The following is a 19,695-nucleotide window of genomic DNA, read 5'->3' on the forward strand; positions in this document are numbered from 1 at the left end:
TCCAGGATCTGTAGTCTTTGGTTTATCGAGAGAATAAGGAGATGCGCATGCTCGTCCGGTCACTGACCCTCGCCACCCTGCTCGCCGTTGCCAGCCCGTTGTTCGCTGCAGACAGCGATGCACCGCTGGCCAAGGAACTGGGCAAGGCAAGGCCGTTGGTCATCATCGCCCCCAGCAGTGCCGACCCGACCCTGAGGGCGGTCAACAAGGCATTCGAAGACCCAGCGACCCAGGCGGCCTTCAAGGAACGGGGCCTGGTGTTGTTCAGCGTGGCTCAGATGATGGGCAAGCGTGATGACAAGAACCTCGAGCAGCAGACCACCATGGCCCTGATCCGCGAGTTGAAGCTCGGTGCCAGCAAAGGCACCAAGGTGATTCTGGTCGGCAAGGACGGCGAGCGGCACATGCTCAAGGATGATGACACCGGTGACGTGCTGGACCCGCAGGTGATTCTCAAGGCGGTGGACGATCTGCCCGCCACTGAACAAGCCGTGAAGGCGCCAGAACCGGTAGCGGCGGCGCCGCAGGAGGGGGCCAAGGAAAGCAAGCCTGGCAAGCCGGCCAAACCTGCGAAGCCCGCCGCCCCGCCAAAACCCCTCGATGATTGAACCGCACCCCAGGGCTGCACGGCAGCCCTTGGTTTCAGGTAAAGCTGGCGAAATGCGCTTGCATCCGTGCGGCGTCAGCTTGCTTTCCGCTGAACAGCTCGAATGCCTTCACCGCTTGGAATACGGCCATGTTGCTGCCATCGAGCGTGCGACAGCCAATGGCCCTCGCGGCACGCAGCAATTCGGTTTCCAGCGGGAAGTAAATGATTTCTGCTACCCACAGCTCAGGGTGCAACAGCTCCACCGGCAATGGGGTGCCGGGCAGCTTGGCCATGCCGACCGGCGTGGTGTTGACCAAACCGTCTGCGTCTGCCAGGGCAGGGGCCAGGTCAGTCCCCAATACCGCGCGCTCGGCGCCGAAATGGGCATTGAGGTTGTCGACCAGGGCCTGAGCCCGCGCAGCGTCCACTTCGAACAGCACCAATTGGCCAACGCCTTCGGCCAGCAGGGCGTGTGCCACCGCCGAGCCCGCGCCGCCAGCCCCCAGCTGCACCACCACCCGCCGTGATACATCTGGCAGGCCCCGGCGCAGGCCCTCGGCGAAGCCCAGGCAGTCGGTGTTGTGGCCCACGCGTTTGCCATCCTTGAACACAACGGTGTTGACCGCGCCGATGCCCCTGGCTTCCTCGGACAGCTCATCCAGCAGCGGAAGAATCGACTGTTTGAAGGGGTAGGTGATGTTCAAGCCGGTAAAGCCGGTGCGCTGCGCGCCATCGAGCAAGCTGGGCAGGGCGCTGTCATCCAGCTGCAACTGGTCGGCATCAATCAGGCGATACAGGTAGCGCAAGGCTTGGGCATCCCCCTCGTGCTCGTGCAGCGCCGGGGTGCGTGACAGTTGGATGCCACGGCCGATGAGGCCGGCAAGGATTGCCTGCTGGCTCATGCCGAACGCTCCTGCAACAGCGCGCCGAAATGGCTGATGGCCATGCGGTAGCCATGGCTGCCCAGGCCGCAGATAACCCCGACGGCGATGGATGAAACGAACGACAGGTGCCTGAACGGCTCACGCTTGTGCACATTGGACAGGTGCACCTCGATCACCGGCACTTCGCTGGCGACCAGGGCATCGCGGATGGCCACGGAGGTATGTGTCCAGGCGCCAGGGTTGATGACGATGCCGGCGCAGCGGCCACGGGCGGCATGCACCCAGTCGATCAGCTCGCCTTCGTGGTTGGTCTGGCGGAACTCGATGTCCAGGTTCAATGATTGGGCAGTGTCGGCACAGCCCTGCGCCAGGTCGGCCAGTGTCTCGTAGCCGTACTGGGAGGGTTCGCGGGTACCCAGCATGTTCAGGTTGGGGCCGTTGAGCACAAGAATGAGGGGCTTCATGGGGAGTATCGCTTTGTTGTTGTTGAATGCCTCCAGTTTTGTACCAGCCGGTTAATTTAGTCAATTGCACCCAGCCCTGGCCTGGCGAAAGTGTGCGATTAACGAACCGGGGCCGCACTGCGGCCCCCTCGCCTCAAACCGCGGGACGCGCACCGCTGCCTGCCGGGTCGGTCGGCACTTCGTCATGCAGCGAAATGCGCGAGGTTTCTGGCAGCGCCAGCCCGCCAATCAAGGCCACCAACGCGATCACCACCAGGTAGAAGGCCGGTGCCAGGCTGCTGCCGGTCTGCCCGATCAGCCACGTCGCCACCAGGGGGGCGGTGCCGCCGAACAGGGTGTAGGCCACATTGTAGGTGATGGCCGACGCGGTATAGCGGGTGCGGGTGGGGAAGCTCTCGGACAGCAGCGCTGCCGTGACCACGCCGCTGCACAGGGCGCCCACCGCCAACAGGATCACCCCCAGCAGTGCCCCGGGCATGGAACCGGAGCTCGCCAGCCAATAGGCCGGGAACACGCAGGCCATCACCCACAGGCAGGTGAAGCCGATGGTCTTGCGCCGCCCCACACGGTCGGAAAATGCCCCTGCCAGCGGGCACCCCACCGCGGCAAAGATCAGTGCCACCGTGGTGACCAGCAGCGACTGGGCGCGGGTCAGGTTGCCCACCAGTTGCAGGTAGGTGGCGAAGTACGTGGTGAACATGTAGAACGACAGCGCGGTCAGCGAGATGAACGCACCCAGGTTGCGGATGGTGCGGCCATGGTGGCGCAAGGTGTCCTTGAGCGGTGAATGCTCGTGGACCGTGCCCTGGGCAAGCGCCTCGCGGAACGCCGGGGTTTCTTCCATGCGCCAGCGCAGGTACAGGCCCACCAGGCCCAACGGGGCGGCGATCAGGAAGGGGACACGCCAGCCCCAGGCGCTCATGGCTTCGGCAGACAGGCTGGCCTCCAGGCCATAGGCGATCACCGCGGCGCAGGCAAAGGCGGAGAAAGTGGACACCGGTACGAAGCTGCCATAGAACGCACGCTTGTCGTCAGGCGCATGCTCCATCAGGTAGGCGCAGGCACCGGCATACTCGCCACCGGCAGAAAATCCCTGCAGGCAGCGCGCCAGCGTAAGCAGCGCCGGCGCCGCCAGGCCGATGCTGGCGTAGGTGGGCAGCAGGCCGATGAGCGTCGTGGAGCCCGCCATCAGCAGGATGGTCAACGACAGAATGCGCTTGCGCCCAAGGCGGTCGCCCAGCGCGCCGAACACGATACCGCCCAGCGGGCGCAGGGCAAAGGCCACCGCAAACACGGCGAACGTCTTGAGCAAGGCCACGCTGGCATCTTCGCTGGCAAAGAACTGGCTGGCGATCAGGGTGGCGAGAAAGCCATACACCGCAAAGTCGAACCACTCGACAAAGTTGCCGATGGCTGAAGCGGCGATGACGCGACGCAGGGTGGCGGGGGATACCTCATGAGTTGCGGACATGCGGGTGCTCTCCGGTTTCCATTGGCAGTCATGAAGAACGTGGGGCGGTCGGGCCGCCCCATCATTTTTATGTGTCTGCCAGTAGATCGCCGTTGCCCGCAGGCCGCTTTGTCGAGGGCGACGTTCGGATACCTGATACGACCGCAGGGGCCGCGACCCGCCAAGTGGTCAGGCGTGAACCACCCGGTTGCGCCCCTGTTGCTTGGCCTGGTACAGCGCACGGTCAGCCGCACCTAGCGCGTCGGCGGGCTCATTGCCACCCTTGGCATCCCAACGCGCTACTCCCAGTGACACCGTCACCGCGCCTACCGGTTCCACGGGAGTATCCTGCACCGTCAGCCTCAGGCGCTCGGCCACGTTGGCCGCTACCTCCAGCCCTGCGCCTGGCAACAGCATGAGGAATTCCTCGCCGCCGGTACGGCACAGCAGGTCACCCTCGCGGCAGCAGCTGCGCATCAGCTCTGCCAGGCGCCGCAGCACCTGGTCACCCACCTCATGGCCATGGTTGTCGTTGACCCGTTTGAAATGGTCGATGTCCAACACGATGGCCGAGAACGATCGGCCCTCGGCCTGCAGCAGTGCCAGGCTGAACTCCAGGCCGCGACGGTTGACAAGGCCTGTGAGCGGGTCGGTCTGGGCGTCGCGGTTGAGCCGGCCAATGCGTTCTTGCAGCAGGTTCAGCCCGAACAGCAGGGCGCGCTTGAGCTCGGCCGCCTCGAAGTACCAGGCTGGCACCCGGCGCAGGTGCTCGGCGGTTTCCGGGCTGTCCATGGTGCGGGCACCGGCAGCCAGTTGCCACAACGGCTGCGCGATGATCAGGGCCAGCCACCACAGCAGCAGGAAGCCCACCAGGGCCAACGGCGCCGATGTACCCACCACGTTGAGGATGAGGTCCCCCAGTGGCGTCAGTGTGCGCGTCAGGGGCTGCTGCGCCACCACGCCCCAGCCGGCACTTGGCACGGTGGCGAAACCTGCCAGCATCTCCACCCCCTGGCTGTTGCTCAGTTGGCGGGTGCCGTTGCGCAAGGTGCCCAGCTGGTTGATCAGCGAGTTGCTCTGCACCACTGTGCCAACCCGCTGCGGGTTGGGGTGGTACAGCAGGCGGCGCTGGCTGTCGACCACGTACAGGTAGGAGCCATCCTTGTAAAAGTGCTCGCCCAGCAGGCTGTTGAGGATGTTGCGCTCGTGCAGGTAAAGGCTTCCCGCCACGTAGCCCAGGTAACGGCCATCGGCGCCGAAGATCGGTTGTGACAATGTCACGACCAGGTTGTTGGCTGCCGAGACATAGGGGGTGGAAACCAGCGGGCGGCGTTCGTGCAGGGCTTCTTCTACACCGGGGGACTGCATGCGCCCACCCACCAGGTGCCGCAGGTGTGCAGGCGATACCGACAGCAGTACACCGTTCGCGTCGATCACGAAGGTAGAGTTGAAGGCCATGCTCTGGCCCAGCACCCGGTCGGTTTCGGCCCGTAGCGCAGCGCTGTCGGCCAGTTGCTGGCGCTGCACACCCGCGCTGAATGCCAGTTGCTGCAGGGCGTTGCGGATATAGGTTTCAGTGATGGCAGCCAGCTTTGCCGCATAGACCCGGTTGGCTTCCAAGGCGTGATCGATCAGCAACTGACGCTGCACCCGGTAGCTGGCGAAATAGCTGGCGCACAGCATCACCAGCGCGGTAAGGGCGCAAAGCACCAGAATAAGTGTGCGCAGATCGAGCCGCATTCCTTGCTTGGCGTTTGGCAATCCTGACCTCGAAGGCGAACAGATGCGGCAAAAAGGGCGATAACCCTACAGGTTATCGGTGCTTTGGGGAACTGCTTGACGTCAAGATGGCCACCATCGGGTGAGTTGGGGCGCAAAGCGCCCCAATTAGCGCTTCCGGGCCTATCACCCAGCAGGGCTGGCGTTGTCCAGCCTCCGCAGTTCGTCTTCCACCTGCTGCATGCGTTGTTTGGCCAAGGCTTGCACATTGGGGTCCCCAGCGGTGTCGCGCATCAGCGACGTGAGTTTTTCGCTCAGGTGCCGGCCATTCTCCGTGTCCTCGAGAGCCCGTGCCTTGGCCGGGTCCTGCAGCGCCGTGACGATCGTGTCGAACTCTGCATCGCTGAAGTTTTTCTCGCTGTAAAGCCGGAACAGGTCCTGGCGCTGGTCCTCGACCGTGAGGTGTTTGCGCAGTACCTGCTCGATGCTTGCCTGTGTCAACCGAGGGTGGGTGCGCGCGAGCAGGGCAGCCATGCGCTCGATGTTATGGGTATAGGCCTCCTGCAGCGGCAGCCGCGCGAGGATCTGCTCTTCACGGGTGGGTTTCTGATCGCAAGCGGTAACGGCGAGGGCCAGCAGCAGGGGCAACAGCAACTTGTTGAGGCAAGGCATGGCGTGGCCTGGTCGGGCTGTGAGGATGGCGATTATAACGGTGTCTGCGCAACGCCGACGAGCCTTGTCGTTTGCCATGGCCGCGCGGCTGGGGTAGAACCTGGCCTCCATTGCCCGGTGGCTGCCCCATGCCCGACCTGACCCTGCAACCTGTTCCACGCGACGCCATTGATGAAGTGGTGGCGTTCGTCGAAGCGGCCCGCCGCGAATTGTTCCCGATGCTCGCCGGCACCCCCTTGCCCCATGACCTGGCGCACTTCGCCAGCACGTACCTGGACGGCGCTGGCTGTTTTCTGGAAGCGCGGGACGGCGGGCGCCTGGTGGCCGTGATTGGCTACCTGCCCTACGATCACCGCTTTGCCCAGCTCTGCTACCGCGGCCAGCAGGTGGTCGAGGTGGTGCGGCTGTTCGTCTTGCCGGCCTACCGCAGGCACGGCCTGGCAGCCGCGCTGTTCGCCAGGTTGCGTCTGCAGGCTCAGGCGCAAGGGGTAGACTGCCTGTACCTGCACACCCATCCATTTCTGCCCGGCGCCATCCGCTTCTGGGAGCGCCAGGGTTTCAGCGTGGTGGACGTTGAACAAGACCCGGTGTGGCAGACCACGCACATGCAACTGCCCCTGCGCTGAACCTACGGAATTGCCCTACACACGCCTGGCGGCAGTGATCCACGCGTTCATTTCCTTGCCTGCCAGGCCGTGCTTACCCTCCCAGGACATGGATTTTTCATCGCTGCAGAGGGAGAAGGACGATGCCACACATGGCCCTGTACAAGCTCAAGTTGCTGGACGAATTCGAAGCACGCCTGGAGGGGTGGACCTCCGATGATTTTGAGAACAGGCTGATGGACCTGTGGCGCGGTGCCACCCGGCAGGATGCCCGGAGCCTGATCAATGCGGCGCACCGTGAAGGGCGCTGGCCCAACACGGTCAGGCAGTACCTGCAGACCCGCGTGAGGGCTGCTGGCCATGTCGATGCGGAGCTCGAAGCCGCGTTCGCCGACCTGGCGTACAGCCAGCCACCCCTGTCATAACCCCCCGGACAACGGCCATTCCACCGCCAGCCGAAGCTGGTCGACATCCAGCTCGGCTTGCGCCTGGTTACCCCGGTGCACGTTGTGCCGGACCGAGAAGGTGAGGCCCTTGGCCCGGCCGCCCTGCACCACATAGCGGGCCTCAAGGTCACGCTCCCAGTGCTTGCCGCCCTTGCCGTAGCCCAGATAGGCATAGCCACCTGCCGGGTCTACCCCGGTGCCGTCGATGCCGAAGCCGCGTACGTACAGCGCCGTCAGCGCCAGGCCCGGGATGCCGTAGGCACCCATGTCCAGGTCGTAGCGCGCCTGCCAGGACTTTTCGTTCGGCCCGTTGAAGTCGGACATCTGCACCGCATTGGCGATGTAGATGGCGCCCCGCGAGACGTAGTCGAACGGTGTGTCTCCATGCACCTGCTGCCAGCCCAGGCTCAAGCCGTGAGGCCCCTGGTTGTAGCGCGAAACCAGGCTCCAGGTGGTGTTGTCGATACGCCCCGACAGTGCCTTGCCGGTGTCGGTGGTGCGGTACAGGTTGAGGTCCAGGCTGACACTGCGCTGCTCGTCCAGGGCATGGCTCAGGGTGCTGCCCAGGTAGTGCTGGTTCCAGGTGTCTTCATACCGCGACGTGTACAGGCTGGCGCTGAAGCCAGGGCTGGCCGTGAAGATGGCGCCGGCCAGGTCGACCTGGTTACCCTGGCGGCCATTGGAGTAATTGACCGCAAAGCCCCGGCCATGGCTGGAGGCATTGCGGTCGGCGTCTTCGGTGAAATGCCCGGCCACCAGCCTGAGCGCTTCCAGTTCATCACTGGCCAGGAAGAACCCGGTGAAGGTTTCCGGGAGCAAACGGCTGTCGGAGGCACTGAACACCGGCGTTTTCACCCGTTGCTCGCCGTAGGTGAGCACGGTGTTGGCAATGCGCAGTTTAACGGCGGCGCCTGCGCGGCTGTAATCAGATTGCGGATGCCCGTCGTTGTCCACGGCCAGCAGGCGCGCTTTGCCCGCCCGGCCGCCGCCGCTGTCCAGCTTGACGCCCAGGTAAGCGTGGGCATCCACGCCCACCCCCACCAGCCCCTGGGTGAAACCAGACTGGAAGGTACCCATCAGACCGTAGCCCCATTCTTCCGCCTTGCCGTTACGCGCGTTGCGCGGCTTGTAGGCATTGCGCGCTGCACCGTTGCGCCCGCCATGCTTGAAGTCGCGCTGGTCGTACACGCTGCGGTTGAGCACGCTCCAACTGGCGCCTTCAACAAAACCCTGGCTTTGGGATTGGGCATTTTCGGCCTGTACCCAGGGGGCTATCGCCACCAGTGGCAGCGCCAGTGACAACCTTCTCACTGGCCGGCCGCCAGCTGTTGCAATTGCGCCCCGAAGCGCGCCTTGGCCCTCGCCGGCAGGCTTGCCGGCACCGCGGCCTCGGTAAAGTCACCGACCTGAATGAGCATGACCATGCCCATCGCCAGGTGCGGAATGCATTGCACGCCGTACAAGCCCGGCACGGTAAAGCGCTGCTCGAACACCTGGTTGAGCTTGCTCTTGAAAGCCGTAGAGCCCTCTGGCATCAAACCCGGCACGCTCGCAGCGTTGTGCCCGCTCTGGGTGGGTACGAAACGCACCGTGTCGCCCGGTGCGATGCGCAGGTGATCAGGTTCATAGACCATCGCCCCCGCCTCACCGCGGTTGAGCATTTTTACTTCGTGAACCTCGGCCAGGGCTGTGGGGGCGAGCAGGGCGCTGGCGAGCAGCAAGGCAACAGAGCGCAACGACATGGGCAGAACTTCCTGGTTCAAGGGGCGCGAAAGCGCAGGATGCGCGCGCCGTCGTAGGGGTCGGTGAGGTAGTGGGCATGCACACCGAAGGTGTCGAGCAGGCGCTGGGGCGTGAGCACCTCCAGCGGCTTGCCCAAGGCAACCAGGCGGCCTTTGTCGAGCACCGCCACGCGGTGGCAGGTGAGGGCCTGGTTGAGGTCATGCAGGGCCACCACGGTGGTGACCTGCAAGGCTTGCACCTGGTGCAACAGGCTTAGCTGGTGCTGGATATCCAGGTGGTTGGTGGGCTCGTCCAGCAGCATCAGGCGCGGCTGTTGGGCCAGGGCGCGGGCGATATGCACGCGCTGGCGTTCACCACCCGATAACGCGCCCCACAGCCGGCCGCGCAGGTGCAGGGCATCCACGTCGGCCAACGCCTGTTCGACGATGGCACGGTCGTTTGCGCAGAACGGTGCAAGCGCCGACAACCATGGCGTGCGGCCCAGGGCAACGGCATCGAACACGCGGATCGCATCGAGCGTATCAGCCTGTTGCTCCACCAATGCCAGGGCCTGGGCGATCTGGCGCCTGGGCACCTGCGCCAACGGTTGGCCCATCAGGTTTACGCTGCCGCGGGTGGGTTTGCGCAGCCCGGCCAGCAACTTGAGCAGCGAGGACTTGCCAGAGCCGTTGGGCCCGACGATAGCCAGGGTCTCGCCGGCGTGCACCGTCAGGTCGAGGGTGTCCAGTACGGTGTTGCCGGCCAGGTCCAGCCCCAGGCCCTGGCAGCTCAGCGGTGCGATGTGCGCGGGTGCCATGGCGGTCACGAGTGCCCCCGTCTTGCGACCAGGATCAACGCAAATACCGGCGCGCCGATCAGCGCAGTCACCACCCCCACGGGGATGACCTGCCCGGCAATCAACGTGCGCGAAAGAATGTCGGCCGCTACCAGGAACAATGCGCCGCCCAGTGCGCTGGCGGGCAACAGGCGCCCGTGACCGGGGCCTAACAGCAAGCGCAGGGCATGGGGAATGACCAGGCCGACGAAACCAATGGCGCCCACGATCGATACCATCACCGCCGTCACCAGTGCCGCGCAGCTGATCAGCAGCAACTGCGTGCGCCGCACCGGGATGCCCAGTGAAGCTGCAGAATCGGCGCCGAAGGTGAATGCATCCAGCGCCCGGCGGTGCCACAGGCATACCAGCAAACCCAGCACTGCGACCGGTACCGCCAGCCACACTGACGGCCATCGCACACCGCTCAGGTTACCCAGCAACCAGAACAGAATGCCCCGCGCTTGCTCCGCGGTGGCCGACTTGGTGATGAGGAAGGCGGTGAGGGCGTTGAACAGCTGCGAGCCGGCAATGCCCGCCAGAATGACCTGGGCGTTGTTGCCGGCCGGGCTGGCGGCCCGGGCCAGTACCAGCACCAGGGCGAATGCCGCCAGTGCGCCGATGAATGCCCCTGCCGACATGCTCAACGCCATGCTGCCCAGGCCCAGCAAGCCGACCAGCACTGCGCCGGTCGAGGCACCTGCCGACAGGCCCAGCAGATAGGGCTCGGCCAGCGGGTTGCGCAGCAGGGCCTGGAGAATCACGCCGCAGGTCGCCAGGCCAGCGCCGCAGGCTGCGGCCACCAGGGTGCGGGTCAGGCGGTAGTTCCAGACGATGCCGGCATCAATCGGGTCCACCGCGTAGCCCGCCTGCCACAGGTGGTTGGCCAGCACCTGGCCAACCAGGCTGGGTGACAGGTTGCTTTCACCAATGGCGGTGCCTGCCAGCAAGGCAGTCAGCAGGGCGGCCACGGCCACCACGGCGGTGAAGGGCAGGCGGCTGGTCACTGGGCTGCGTGACCGCTGGCGAACGCCGTTGCCAGGGTTTGCAGGCCACGGAACAGGCGGATGCCGGCTTGCATGGCTTCAGCATCCAGCACAATGATGCGCCCGTTTTTCACCGCATCCATGTTGCGGGTGACCGGGTCGTTACGCAGGAATTCGAGTTTTTTCTGGTAATCGTCGGCCGGGAAGCGGCGGCGGTCCATGCGTGCGACGATCAACCAGGTCGGGTTGGCCTTGGCCAGGGTTTCCCAGCCTACGGTCGGCCATTCTTCAGTGGATTCGACCACGTTGCGTACCCCCAGGGTGCGCAGCATGAAGTCGGCCACGCCCTGGCGGCCGGCCACGTAGGGGTCGATGTCCAGGTCGGCGCTGGAGAACCAGAACAGCGCCGAGGTCTGCGACAGGTCCTTGCCCGCCAGTTGCCCCAGGGCGCTGTTCAGCCGGCCTTTCAACTCGGCGTTCAGGGCAGTGCCGCGGTCTTGCACATCGAAGATTTCGGCCAGCTGGCTGACGGTTTTGTAGATGCTGTCTACCTGAAAGGCCTGCAGGCGCGTGCCATCGGCCCCCACCAGGTTGTCCTTGCCTTCACAGTCCGACGGCATCACATAGGTCGGTATGCGCAACTCGTCGAACTGTTCCCGGGTACCCACCACCCCCTGGGCGCCGATCATCCATTCGAACTGGGTAGCCACCAGTTGCGGGCGCTTGCCCACCACCGCTTCGAAGCTGGGGTCGTTGTCGGCCAGGCGCGGTACCTTGGCGTTCTGCGCCTGGTACTCAGGCAGCACGTCGTTGAACCACAGCGAGGTGCCCACCAGCTTGTCGCCCAGCCCCAGTGCATAGAGCATCTCGCTGCCGGCCTGGCCGATGGTCACGGCCCGCTGCGGCGCGTGGTCGAAGGTCTGCGGCTTGCCACAGTTGTCGAGGGTCAGCGGGTAGTGGGTAGCGGCAGCCTGGGCCAGGCCGGCAAAGCCCAGGCCGGCGAGCAGGGTGGCAATACGGGGCAGCATGCGGGGCGATCTCCTATCGGGCAGTTCACCGAAGGAACGTGCGGGCAGGCATCGCCGAGCCCCTGCCGGTAGCAGAAGGCAAAACGCAAAGCCCATCCCGGACACCCCGCCGGTTGGTGATATAGGTGCCGGCAGGTCTCCTGACTGGTGCGTCATGGCCTGGCTCCGACCTTCCCGGGTGTGTGACCCAGTGGCATGCAGGGAGCAGGCTCGGCACTTACAGTTGCGGGGGCAGTTCCGTTTGGCCCTGTGGAACGGGGCCTGGGATTCCCTATTGATTCCGTGATGGAAACCGGCGGCACGCATGGTAGACCATCACGCCGCCGGGTGAAACGCTTTTAGAAATACTTCAGCCAGGCAATGTCCCGCCTGCGCGCCTTCAGGCGGGCGAACCTGCGGGTGGGCAGGTACAGCGCCAGGGCCAGCAATGCCGCCCCCACCCAAACGGCGCCGATGCTGTCGAAGCCGAAGTACGCGCCCTGGTTCAGGCCAAACACAGCGACCGCTGCCAGGTACAGCACCTTGAGCACGTATAGGTGCAGCAGGTAGAAGAACATCGGCGCCGCCCCCAGCACGGCCAGCGCAGCGACCCAGCGGGCCTGGCCGGCGCGCTCGAAGCCGCGCAGCAGCAACAGGCCGGTGCCCAGCGTCAAGGCCAGGAACAACAGCGACGGGGGGTATTTGGTGATGTTGAACAGGCTCATGAGGGTTTGCACAACATTCGGGTAGGCCGCCCAGGGCGCTTCGCCATAGCCATTGAACAGGCGCAGCAACACAAAGCCCAGCAACGTGCCTGCGCCAGCCAGCAGCAGGCGTTGCTGACGCTGCGCAGGTTGGCTGGCGCGGCCAAACCAAGGCCCAAGGCCATAGCCAAGGGCGATCACACCCACCCACGGCAACACCGGGTAGGAGGTGCGCAGGCGCAGGTGCTCCGACACCTCCAGCCAGCCACGGTCATGCAGGATCGCCCAAGGCACATGCAGAGCGGCGCCTGTATCGAAATGCACGCCGTCCAGCAGGTTGTGCCCGGCAATGATGAGCGCGCCCAGCGCCAGCAAAGCGGCCCGTGGCAGCCATACCAGCAGCGACAGGGCGATCATGCTGATGCCTATGGCCCAGATCACCTGCAGGTAGATGACTGTAGGCGGCAGTTGGAATGTCCAGGCGAAGTTGACCAGCGTGAATTCCAGCACCACCAGAAACAGCCCGCGCTTGAACAGAAAGGCCGCGACATCGGCACGGCCTTGGTGCTTCTCGCCGTACAGCCAGGCAGACAGCCCGGTGAGCAGGACGAACACCGGGGCGCACAGGTGGGCGAGGGTGCGGCTGACGAACAGCGCGGGCTCGGTGGTGTCGATGGCCATCGGGTCGCTGACCTGTTTGTGCAGGAAGAACGTTTCGCGCACATGGTCCAGAAGCATGAACAGCATCACCAGCCCGCGCAGGGCATCGATGCTCTGCAGGCGCTGGGTGAGCAGGGTGGGGGTGGCGTTTGCGCTTGTCATGAAATTTCGCTGGCAAGGTGAGTATCAAATGAAACGTTATCTTATAACCAATGCATGCTGTCACGGTAGGCATTTTTGCCGGCCGTGGTATGGGTGGAGTACGCCGCCGCATGGCGACGGCGGCTTTATCAGAAGCGGTAGTCCACCGTGGCGAACAACGACCGGGGCGTGCCCATCAGCCATTGCTCGCCACTGAATGCCGACACCACGTACTGGCGGTCGAACAGGTTGTTCAACTGCAGCCCTAGCCGCACATCCGGCTGCACCTGCCAGGCAATGTTGGCATCGACCACGGTGTAGCCCGGGGCGCTCTGGGTATTGGCGTTGTTGGCATAGCGTTCATCGACAAAGCGCGCGCCGATGCCGGCCTGTACCTGCTGGCCCAGGCCTTTGCTCAGCCACAGGTTGGCGGTGCGCCTGGGCACGTTGACCGGGCGGTTGCCCGAGCGGTCCAGGTTCACCCCACCGACGTTTTCCTCGAACTGGTCATAGCGCGCCCGCAGCAACGCCGCGTTGGCCGACACCTGCCAGTGGTGCGCCAGCGCCAGTTCCAGGGTGGCTTCCAACCCGTCGGAGGTCTGCTGGCCTGCCTGCTGTTGTTCGTGGGTGAGCGGGTCATCCACAAGCAGCTTCTTCTTGACGATGTGGTAAGCCGCCAACGTCCATTCGCCCTGGCCGTTCCAGAACCGTTGCTTCAACCCCACCTCGGCCTGCCTGGCTTCGGTGAGGGCGTAGTGCATCTGCGAAGGGCGCAGGCTGATCAGGTTGTCGACGCCGTCCTGGCTGGTGGAATACTGGCCATACACCGCTACCTCCTCGCTGAGTGCATACACCAGCCCCGCGCGCCAGTTGCCGCCCTGCAGGCTGCGGTCGCTGCGGCTGCCATCCACCAGGTTGTCCCGGTCGATGTGGTTCTGATCCCGCCTCAGGCCGGTCACCAGTGCCAGCTTGTCGGTCAGTTGCAGGCGGTTCTCGGCAAACAGGGCAAAGGTGTGCGTGGTCGAAAGGGTCTGTGGCCGCAACGGCGATGCACTCTGGAACGGCCCTGGGCGGGGCTGCCACGGGTCGATGTAATCACCGCCGATGTCGTCATAGGGCGCGTTGCTGTCCACATTGAACCGGACCTTGTTGTACTCGGCGCCGATCACCGTCTTGCTCGGCAGGCCGAACAAGGCGTGGTCGAAATCGAAGGTCTGGCGGTCGCCGAACTGTTCCTGGTCGTGGCGGATCTGCAGGAAGCTGCCGCGCAGCAGCAGGCCCTGCTCGGGGGCCCAGCGGTAGTCCTCGGCGTTGCGCCACTGGCGACGGCTGTTGATGTAGTACAGCTGGTTGCTGGCGGCGACATGATCGTTCAGCGCCCACTCGCTGGTCAGCCGCGTCCATTGGTCCACGTAGTGCTGCTGGTCATTCTGCACGTTGTAGTTCTTGCTGCGCAGGCTGCTGTGGTAGTGGCCGTCGATCAGCGGCGTGCCGTAGTAATTGGCTGGCGTGGCGTCACCGCGGTCGTGGGCGAGGGTGAAGCTGAGGTCCTCGCTGGCGTCGAAGCGCAGTGCCATGCTCAGGGCCTGGCTACGGGAGGGGGTGCGGTCGACCCAACCGTTGCCTGCTTGCTGGTTCAGGTTCACCCGGTAGCTCAGGCGTTCGCTCAGGCTGCCACCGCTGTCCAGGCCTACTTGCTGGCGGTCCCAGGAGCCATACCCCACACGCAGGTGGTTGCGCACCTCGCCGGCGAGGGGTTTCTTGGGGATCACGTTGACCACCGCGCCGGTCGCCCCTTCGCCGTGCAGCACGGATGCCGGGCCGCGGATCACCTCGATGCGCTCGACCATCCACGGGTCCACCGGGAAGGTCTGGGTGCCCGCCCCGGCGTACAGGCGTGCGCCGTCGAACAAGGTCATGACCGAGCCGTGGCCGGTGAAACCACGGGCAGACAGCCCTGTGCCGCCATCGCCCGGTGAGCCGATGAAGGTGATGCCGGGCGAGCGCGTGACGGCCTCCTGCACGGTGGCATTGTTGCGCTCCTGGATCTCGGCGGTGCCAAGGGTGCTGGTACTGGCCGGGGTTTCCAGCGTGCTGAGGCCAAGGCGCGACCCTGCCTGGCTGGGCGTTGCCAAGTTGGCGGCCGCGCTGTCATAGGCACCTGTGACCGCCGTGGAGGGCAGGGCCAGGGCCGCTGCCGGGAGGGTGTCGGCCTGGGCCGGCACGGCGACGGCCAGGCAGGCCGCCAAGGGGTGTAGCTTGAAGATACGGGACATGTCGTTCCACTGCTGCAGGAAAGAAGGAATCCCGGTGGAATACACGCAAAGGCGCACCTGGCACGCAGGCGCGCACAGGCACTGGCCTGCGCCCGCCCACCGCGGGTTGCCATAGGGAGCTTCAGGCCGGTCTCCGGGCTTGCGAGGGGCATGAACCTTTCACCTTCCCATGCAGGTGCACAGTGGTGTGTCGAAAGGTTCGCTCGCTTACCGTTGCGGGGGCAGCGCCGGACTTGTCGTGGCTACACAACGCACCGGCTTCCCGTTTCACCCTGCGCACGGCGGCGCAGGGCACCTGAATCTGGCGCGCATCTGACCACTGAACAGCGCGGGCGTCAAATGCGCGGGTTGTGGGCCTTCAGAGGGCCTTTGAACGGCGTTCGCGATTCAGGTGTTTTTATTTCGAACTTTTCTGAACAGACCGCACTCGAAGCGCTCGTGCACAACCCGTCAATACGTCATGGAGACTATTCGCATGTCTGCTCGTAACCTGCTGCGCCACACCTGCCTGCTCGCCTTGGTCGCCGCCCCGCTGGCTGCCACCGCAGCGCCAAGCACGGACCCGCTGTTCACCCTGGGCCTGCTGGGCTCCTACGACAAGTTCAAGTTCGAAGGCGGCAGCGAAACGGACAAGGATCACATGGGCCAGGGCGGTGTATTTGCCACCTTCGGCAACAAGATGACTGCCGAATCCGGCTTCATCTACCAGATCGGCGCAGAGGCCAAATACGGCAAGAAGAACGACAACAAGCTCAAGGAAGCCCAGGCTGACCTGGACCTTGGCTGGCGTGCGGCGCTGGACGCGCGCAACTTCGTCGACGTGACCGTCGGCGGCGGCTACAGCTGGTCGCGCTACGAGCCCGAGATCAACGACCTGGACACCAAGCTCACCCTCAAGTCGCCGTTCGCCAAGGCCGCGCTGGGCTACAACCACCAGTTCGACGCCTCGACCCTGCGCGTGGAAGTGGGTGCCCGTCACACCCTGGACGGCCGCGCACGGCTGAAAGTGGATGACTTCGGCAGCGACACGGTTGACCTGAAAGACCGCACCAACCCCTATGCTGAAGTCACGATGCTGATGAACCAGCAGGGCGCCATGCCGGTGCAGGCCGGTGTGTACTACACCCGCACCGAGTACAAGCTGGACGATAACTCGCCGGTTGCCGACAACACCAAGCTCAAGCGTGACGAGTTCGGTGTAAAAGTGGGCCTGGCCTTCTAAACCAGGTGCCCGGCCCCGCTGAACGATGCGGGGCCGGCGCGGCTGGCGGTACTACCGCCCGCGTCTGCGTGACACCCGCGCCTCGATGTTCTTGCGCCCGATCAGCAGGGACGGGGTTTCCACCACTGGCTCATCGGCCAGCCACTTGTACATCACCAAGCAGTCCACCAGCCCCAGGTGGGCATGGCGATAAGCCTTGGGCAAGCGGCCTACCGTTTCGAAACCCAGCTTGTGCCACAGGGCAACGGCCACCTCGTTGCTGGCGACCACCGAGTTGAACTGCAGGGCCAGAAAGCCTTCCTGGCGCGCCAGTTTCTGCGAATGCTCGCACATGAGACGCGCCACTCCGCGGCCACGCGCCTGCGGCGTGACCACATAGCCGCAATTGCCCACGTGCGCCCCAGGCCCTGCGGCGTTGGCCTTGAGGTAGTACGAGCCCAGCAGTTCCCCGTTTTCCTCTGCCACCCAGGTATGCAGGGGCAGCTCCAGCCATAAGTGGCGGCCTTGCTCGGGGCTCATCTGCGGGTCAAGCGCGTAGGTTTCCCGGGCCTGCACCGTGGCCTGCAGGGTGGGCCAGAAGCGCTCGAAATCGTCTGCGGTCATCGGGCGGATATGGATCATGCGGTTACTCCAAACGGCCTTCAGATGTAGATGAACACCAGCACCACTGCGGCGACCACAGCCCATTTTTCAAGGTAGTAGCGCGTGCGGTTACGCTTTTTCAGCGCCTTGCCGCGCTCGCGGATCTTGTAGATGCGGGTGAACAGGCGGTTGATGCCACCGGTCTTGTCACCGGCATCGTTGGGCGCGGCGGCGGCTGCCATCACATTGCGGCTGAACCAGCGGTTGAACGCGGTTGCCCAGCGGTACTTGAGGGGGCGCTCGACGTCGCAGAACAGGATGATGCGGTTGTGCTCGGTGGTGTTGGCGGCGTAGTGGATATAGGTTTCATCGAAGACCACCCCCTGGCCATCGCGCCAGGAGTACTTCTGGCCGTCCACATCGATGTAGCAGCCGTCATCGTTGGGCGTGTCCAGGCCAAGGTGGTAGCGGTACGAGCCTGCATACGGGTCGCGGTGGCGCACCAGCTTGGCCCCTGGCGGCAGGGTGGCGAACATCGCGGCCTTGACCGTGCCGATGCCTTGCAGCAGTTCCGTGGTGCGCGGGCACAGGGTCATTGCCGATGGGTGGCTCTCGCCGTACCACTTCAGGTAGAAGCGCTTCCAGCCGGTTTTGAAGAACGAGTTGAAGCCCACGTCATCGTAGTTGTCGGACTTCTTGATCTCGCCAACCTGCAGCAACTGCTGGGCTTCCTCGCGGATCTCCTGCCAGTGGTCCTGCAGCGGTTGCAGCTCCGGGAAGGCTTCAACGGGCAGGTAGGGCCTGGCCGGGTGCTTGGAGAACAGGTACAGGAAGCTGTTGACGGGGGCCAGGAAGCTGGAATGGTCGCCCAGCTGCCGCGTCAGCTTGTGACGAACCCGACCGCGCAGGTGAACGTAGGCGATCGAGAGGGCGAAGATAAGTACGAGTGCAATTTTCATGGACGTTTACTTGTCGAAAAATGGCCATGCGCCATGGCATAAGCCCGCCAGCATAAACAATCGCCAAGGCAGTTTGTACTTATTGTTACGAAACAGCCGGGCGACTTAAGTGTAATGATGGGGGCGTTAACCGCGCCCCAAAGGTCAAGGAGATCATATGGCTCAGGACACCCGCCTTAGTGGCAGCCCATTCAAGCGGCTCTTTTTTGCAGTGCCGGTGGGGGACGCCCAGCGCCGCGATCTGGCCGCTTGGCGCCGCGGTCTGGCCCTGCGTAATGGCAAGCCGGTGCCGGCTGCCAACTTCCATGTGACGCTGCTGTTTCTGGGCGATGTGGACGCTGCCCTGGTGCCCTCGATCTGTGCGGCGGTGGACCAGCTCGCCCGCCCAGGCAGCGCGCCCAGGCTGCTGCTTGATCGCTTGCAGGTCTGGCAGAAGGCTGGCGCACTGGTGCTGGAAGCACAGAGCACCCCGCCGGCCCTGTTGCACCTGGTGTACGGCTTGCAGCAGGCCCTGTTGCCATTGGGGGTGCAGGTGAGCAGCCGGGATTACCGCCCGCACCTGACGTTGTCCAGGGATTATCGGGGGCAGCCCCCGGAAGCGCCCACCGCCCCGGATTTCTACCTTCTGGCGCGGGAGTTTGTGCTCTACGAGTCGCGAAAGGGGGCCTACACCCCGTTGGCGCGGTGGTCGTTGGCCGGGTGAACCGGGGTGGGTGCTGTGTGTGCAGCAGGTCAGACCGGCAAGCTCTTGTACGGCAGCTCTTCCCCTGGGCTGTGCTCGAACTGGCGCTTGTATTCGCGGCTGAACTGCGACGTGCTCTGGTAGCCCACCCGATGCGCGGTCTGCGCCACCCCCAGCCCTTCGCCAATCAGCATCTGCTGCGCCTTGAGCAGCCGCAGGCGCTTCAGGTACTGCATGGGCGCCATGTCGGTGCAGCGCTTGAAATGCTCGTGGAACGTCGACACGCTCATATTGGCCCGTGCAGCGAGGGTCTCAACGTTCAGAGGCTCGCTGTAATGCTCGCGCAGGTGAGCCAGCGCCGCACCGATGCGGGCGAAGTGCCCTTGCTGCTCCACCAAGGCCCGCAGCACCCCGGCCTGCGGGCCGCGCAGGGCGGTGTACAGCACTTCGCGGACCCGCGCCGGGCCCAGCACCTTGGCGTCCAGCGGGTCCTGCAGGCAATGCAGCAGGCGCTCCACGCTGTCGCGCATGGGCGCGTCCAGCGCCGCTGAGGTCATCGACTGGGGTGTCTGGGCCTGCACCACACCGCCCGCTGGCAAGTCCATGCGCTGCACCAGTTCACTGAGCACCGAGCGGTCGATGTCCACGGCCACGCCCAGCAATGGCGCTTGAGGCGTGGCGAAGGTTTCGCACATGAACGGTACCGACAGCGCCTGCACCAGGTAATGGCCGGCGCCATATTCCAGCGTGCGCGGCCCCAGGCGGGCCAGCTTGCTGCCCTGGGCCAGGATCATCAGGCTGGGTTCGTAGATCTGCGGGCTGCTGGCGACGTAATGGTCCCAGCTCAGCACCTGCACCTGTGGCAAATGGGTAGGGACGAACCCCGGGCGCGTGGCCAGGCGGCGGATTAGCGAACAGAGCGGCGCATTGGCGTCGACGTGGCGGGTCAGTTGCATGGAGCACCAGGGCAGAGAATCGGACAGTACGATGATCGCAGATTGACAGCCCGGCGCCACATGCAAAACCGGATTCCCGGAGAATCAGGCATGCATGCCGGAGGATCAGCTGTGGGCGAGGGGGCGTCGAGCAA

Annotated in this window: 20 protein-coding genes and 2 riboswitches; of the genes, 5 read left to right on the forward strand and 15 right to left on the reverse strand. The window is 64.7% G+C overall.

Annotated elements, in window-relative coordinates; all coding sequences use genetic code 11:
* Positions 1-47 precede the first annotated feature (47 nt).
* Positions 48-608, forward strand: coding sequence for a DUF4174 domain-containing protein (locus APH25_RS04545; RefSeq protein ID WP_060481205.1), 561 nt, complete (start codon positions 48-50; stop codon positions 606-608).
* A 34-nt stretch (positions 609-642) separates the two neighbouring features.
* Here APH25_RS04545 and APH25_RS04550 read toward each other — a convergent pair whose 3' ends face one another.
* The 5 genes from APH25_RS04550 to APH25_RS04570 all read right to left on the reverse strand — a co-directional run bounded on the left by APH25_RS04550 (position 643) and on the right by APH25_RS04570 (position 5,778).
* Entirely contained in the window at positions 643-1,491 is an 849-nt protein-coding gene (locus tag APH25_RS04550; RefSeq protein ID WP_028634467.1) for a shikimate dehydrogenase, read from the reverse strand.
* Entirely contained in the window at positions 1,488-1,937 is a 450-nt protein-coding gene (gene aroQ / locus APH25_RS04555) for a type II 3-dehydroquinate dehydratase (RefSeq protein WP_060481206.1), read from the reverse strand. Before aroQ ends, APH25_RS04550 begins: the two co-directional genes overlap by 4 nt.
* A 133-nt stretch (positions 1,938-2,070) precedes the next feature.
* Positions 2,071-3,408: an MFS transporter gene (locus APH25_RS04560; RefSeq protein ID WP_060481207.1), complete on the reverse strand. Its 1,338-nt coding sequence runs from the start codon at positions 3,406-3,408 to the stop codon at positions 2,071-2,073.
* A 168-nt stretch (positions 3,409-3,576) separates the two neighbouring features.
* A complete protein-coding gene (locus tag APH25_RS04565) occupies positions 3,577-5,148 on the reverse strand; it encodes a sensor domain-containing diguanylate cyclase (protein ID WP_060481208.1) in 1,572 nt (523 codons plus the stop codon).
* Positions 5,149-5,292: 144 nt separating this feature from the next.
* Positions 5,293-5,778: a hypothetical protein gene (locus APH25_RS04570; protein ID WP_028634463.1), complete on the reverse strand. Its 486-nt coding sequence runs from the start codon at positions 5,776-5,778 to the stop codon at positions 5,293-5,295.
* 128 nt (positions 5,779-5,906) lie between these two features.
* Between APH25_RS04570 and APH25_RS04575 the strand changes: the two genes are divergently transcribed.
* Both APH25_RS04575 and APH25_RS04580 read left to right on the forward strand, forming a co-directional pair.
* Positions 5,907-6,404, forward strand: a complete 498-nt coding sequence (locus APH25_RS04575; protein WP_060481209.1) for a GNAT family N-acetyltransferase — start codon at positions 5,907-5,909, stop codon at positions 6,402-6,404.
* A gap of 131 nt (positions 6,405-6,535) precedes the next feature.
* A complete protein-coding gene (locus tag APH25_RS04580) occupies positions 6,536-6,808 on the forward strand; it encodes a hypothetical protein (RefSeq protein WP_060481210.1) in 273 nt (90 codons plus the stop codon).
* Here APH25_RS04580 and APH25_RS04585 read toward each other — a convergent pair.
* From APH25_RS04585 to APH25_RS04615, 7 genes are all read right to left on the reverse strand, one after another.
* Positions 6,803-8,140, reverse strand: coding sequence for an OprD family porin (locus APH25_RS04585; RefSeq protein WP_060481211.1), 1,338 nt, complete (start codon positions 8,138-8,140; stop codon positions 6,803-6,805). The two genes, APH25_RS04580 and APH25_RS04585, sit on opposite strands and share 6 nt — an antisense overlap.
* Positions 8,137-8,571, reverse strand: coding sequence for a pseudoazurin (locus tag APH25_RS04590; RefSeq protein WP_060481212.1), 435 nt, complete (start codon positions 8,569-8,571; stop codon positions 8,137-8,139). The genes APH25_RS04585 and APH25_RS04590 overlap by 4 nt, the downstream gene beginning before the upstream one ends.
* Positions 8,572-8,588: 17 nt before the next feature.
* Positions 8,589-9,368 (reverse strand): ABC transporter ATP-binding protein, encoded by a 780-nt coding sequence (locus APH25_RS04595; protein ID WP_060481259.1) that lies wholly within the window; start codon positions 9,366-9,368, stop codon positions 8,589-8,591.
* A gap of 5 nt (positions 9,369-9,373) precedes the next feature.
* Positions 9,374-10,393 (reverse strand): iron ABC transporter permease, encoded by a 1,020-nt coding sequence (locus APH25_RS04600; RefSeq protein WP_060481213.1) that lies wholly within the window; start codon positions 10,391-10,393, stop codon positions 9,374-9,376.
* Positions 10,390-11,400 (reverse strand): ABC transporter substrate-binding protein, encoded by a 1,011-nt coding sequence (locus APH25_RS04605; RefSeq protein ID WP_028634457.1) that lies wholly within the window; start codon positions 11,398-11,400, stop codon positions 10,390-10,392. Before APH25_RS04605 ends, APH25_RS04600 begins: the two co-directional genes overlap by 4 nt.
* A 112-nt stretch (positions 11,401-11,512) precedes the next feature.
* Positions 11,513-11,712: riboswitch (cobalamin riboswitch) on the reverse strand.
* Positions 11,713-11,738: 26 nt separating this feature from the next.
* The gene (locus APH25_RS04610) at positions 11,739-12,905 is read right to left on the reverse strand and encodes a DUF1624 domain-containing protein (RefSeq protein ID WP_060481214.1); all 1,167 of its coding nucleotides are present in this window, start codon (positions 12,903-12,905) and stop codon (positions 11,739-11,741) included.
* A gap of 128 nt (positions 12,906-13,033) precedes the next feature.
* The gene (locus APH25_RS04615) at positions 13,034-15,160 is read right to left on the reverse strand and encodes a TonB-dependent siderophore receptor (protein WP_060481215.1); all 2,127 of its coding nucleotides are present in this window, start codon (positions 15,158-15,160) and stop codon (positions 13,034-13,036) included.
* Between the two features lie 106 nt (positions 15,161-15,266).
* A riboswitch (cobalamin riboswitch) is annotated at positions 15,267-15,474 on the reverse strand.
* Positions 15,475-15,635: 161 nt separating this feature from the next.
* Here APH25_RS04615 and APH25_RS04620 point away from each other — a divergent pair.
* Positions 15,636-16,382, forward strand: coding sequence for an outer membrane beta-barrel protein (locus APH25_RS04620; protein WP_028634454.1), 747 nt, complete (start codon positions 15,636-15,638; stop codon positions 16,380-16,382).
* Between the two features lie 51 nt (positions 16,383-16,433).
* Here the strand turns inward: APH25_RS04620 and APH25_RS04625 are convergent, their stop codons facing one another.
* Together APH25_RS04625 and lpxO are read right to left on the reverse strand one after the other, a co-directional pair.
* Positions 16,434-17,003, reverse strand: a complete 570-nt coding sequence (locus APH25_RS04625; RefSeq protein ID WP_060481216.1) for a GNAT family N-acetyltransferase — start codon at positions 17,001-17,003, stop codon at positions 16,434-16,436.
* 20 nt (positions 17,004-17,023) lie between these two features.
* Positions 17,024-17,923 (reverse strand): lipid A hydroxylase LpxO, encoded by a 900-nt coding sequence (gene lpxO / locus APH25_RS04630; RefSeq protein WP_028634452.1) that lies wholly within the window; start codon positions 17,921-17,923, stop codon positions 17,024-17,026.
* Between the two features lie 157 nt (positions 17,924-18,080).
* On the opposite strand from lpxO, the gene thpR reads away from it, so the two are divergent.
* Positions 18,081-18,626: an RNA 2',3'-cyclic phosphodiesterase gene (gene thpR / locus APH25_RS04635; protein WP_060481217.1), complete on the forward strand. Its 546-nt coding sequence runs from the start codon at positions 18,081-18,083 to the stop codon at positions 18,624-18,626.
* 29 nt (positions 18,627-18,655) lie between these two features.
* Here the strand turns inward: thpR and APH25_RS04640 are convergent, their stop codons facing one another.
* A complete protein-coding gene (locus APH25_RS04640; RefSeq protein ID WP_028634450.1) occupies positions 18,656-19,561 on the reverse strand; it encodes an AraC family transcriptional regulator in 906 nt (301 codons plus the stop codon).
* Between the last annotated feature and the right edge of the window lie 134 nt (positions 19,562-19,695).

Source organism: Pseudomonas sp. NBRC 111119, assembly GCF_001320125.1.
GTDB lineage: Bacteria > Pseudomonadota > Gammaproteobacteria > Pseudomonadales > Pseudomonadaceae > Aquipseudomonas > Aquipseudomonas parafulva.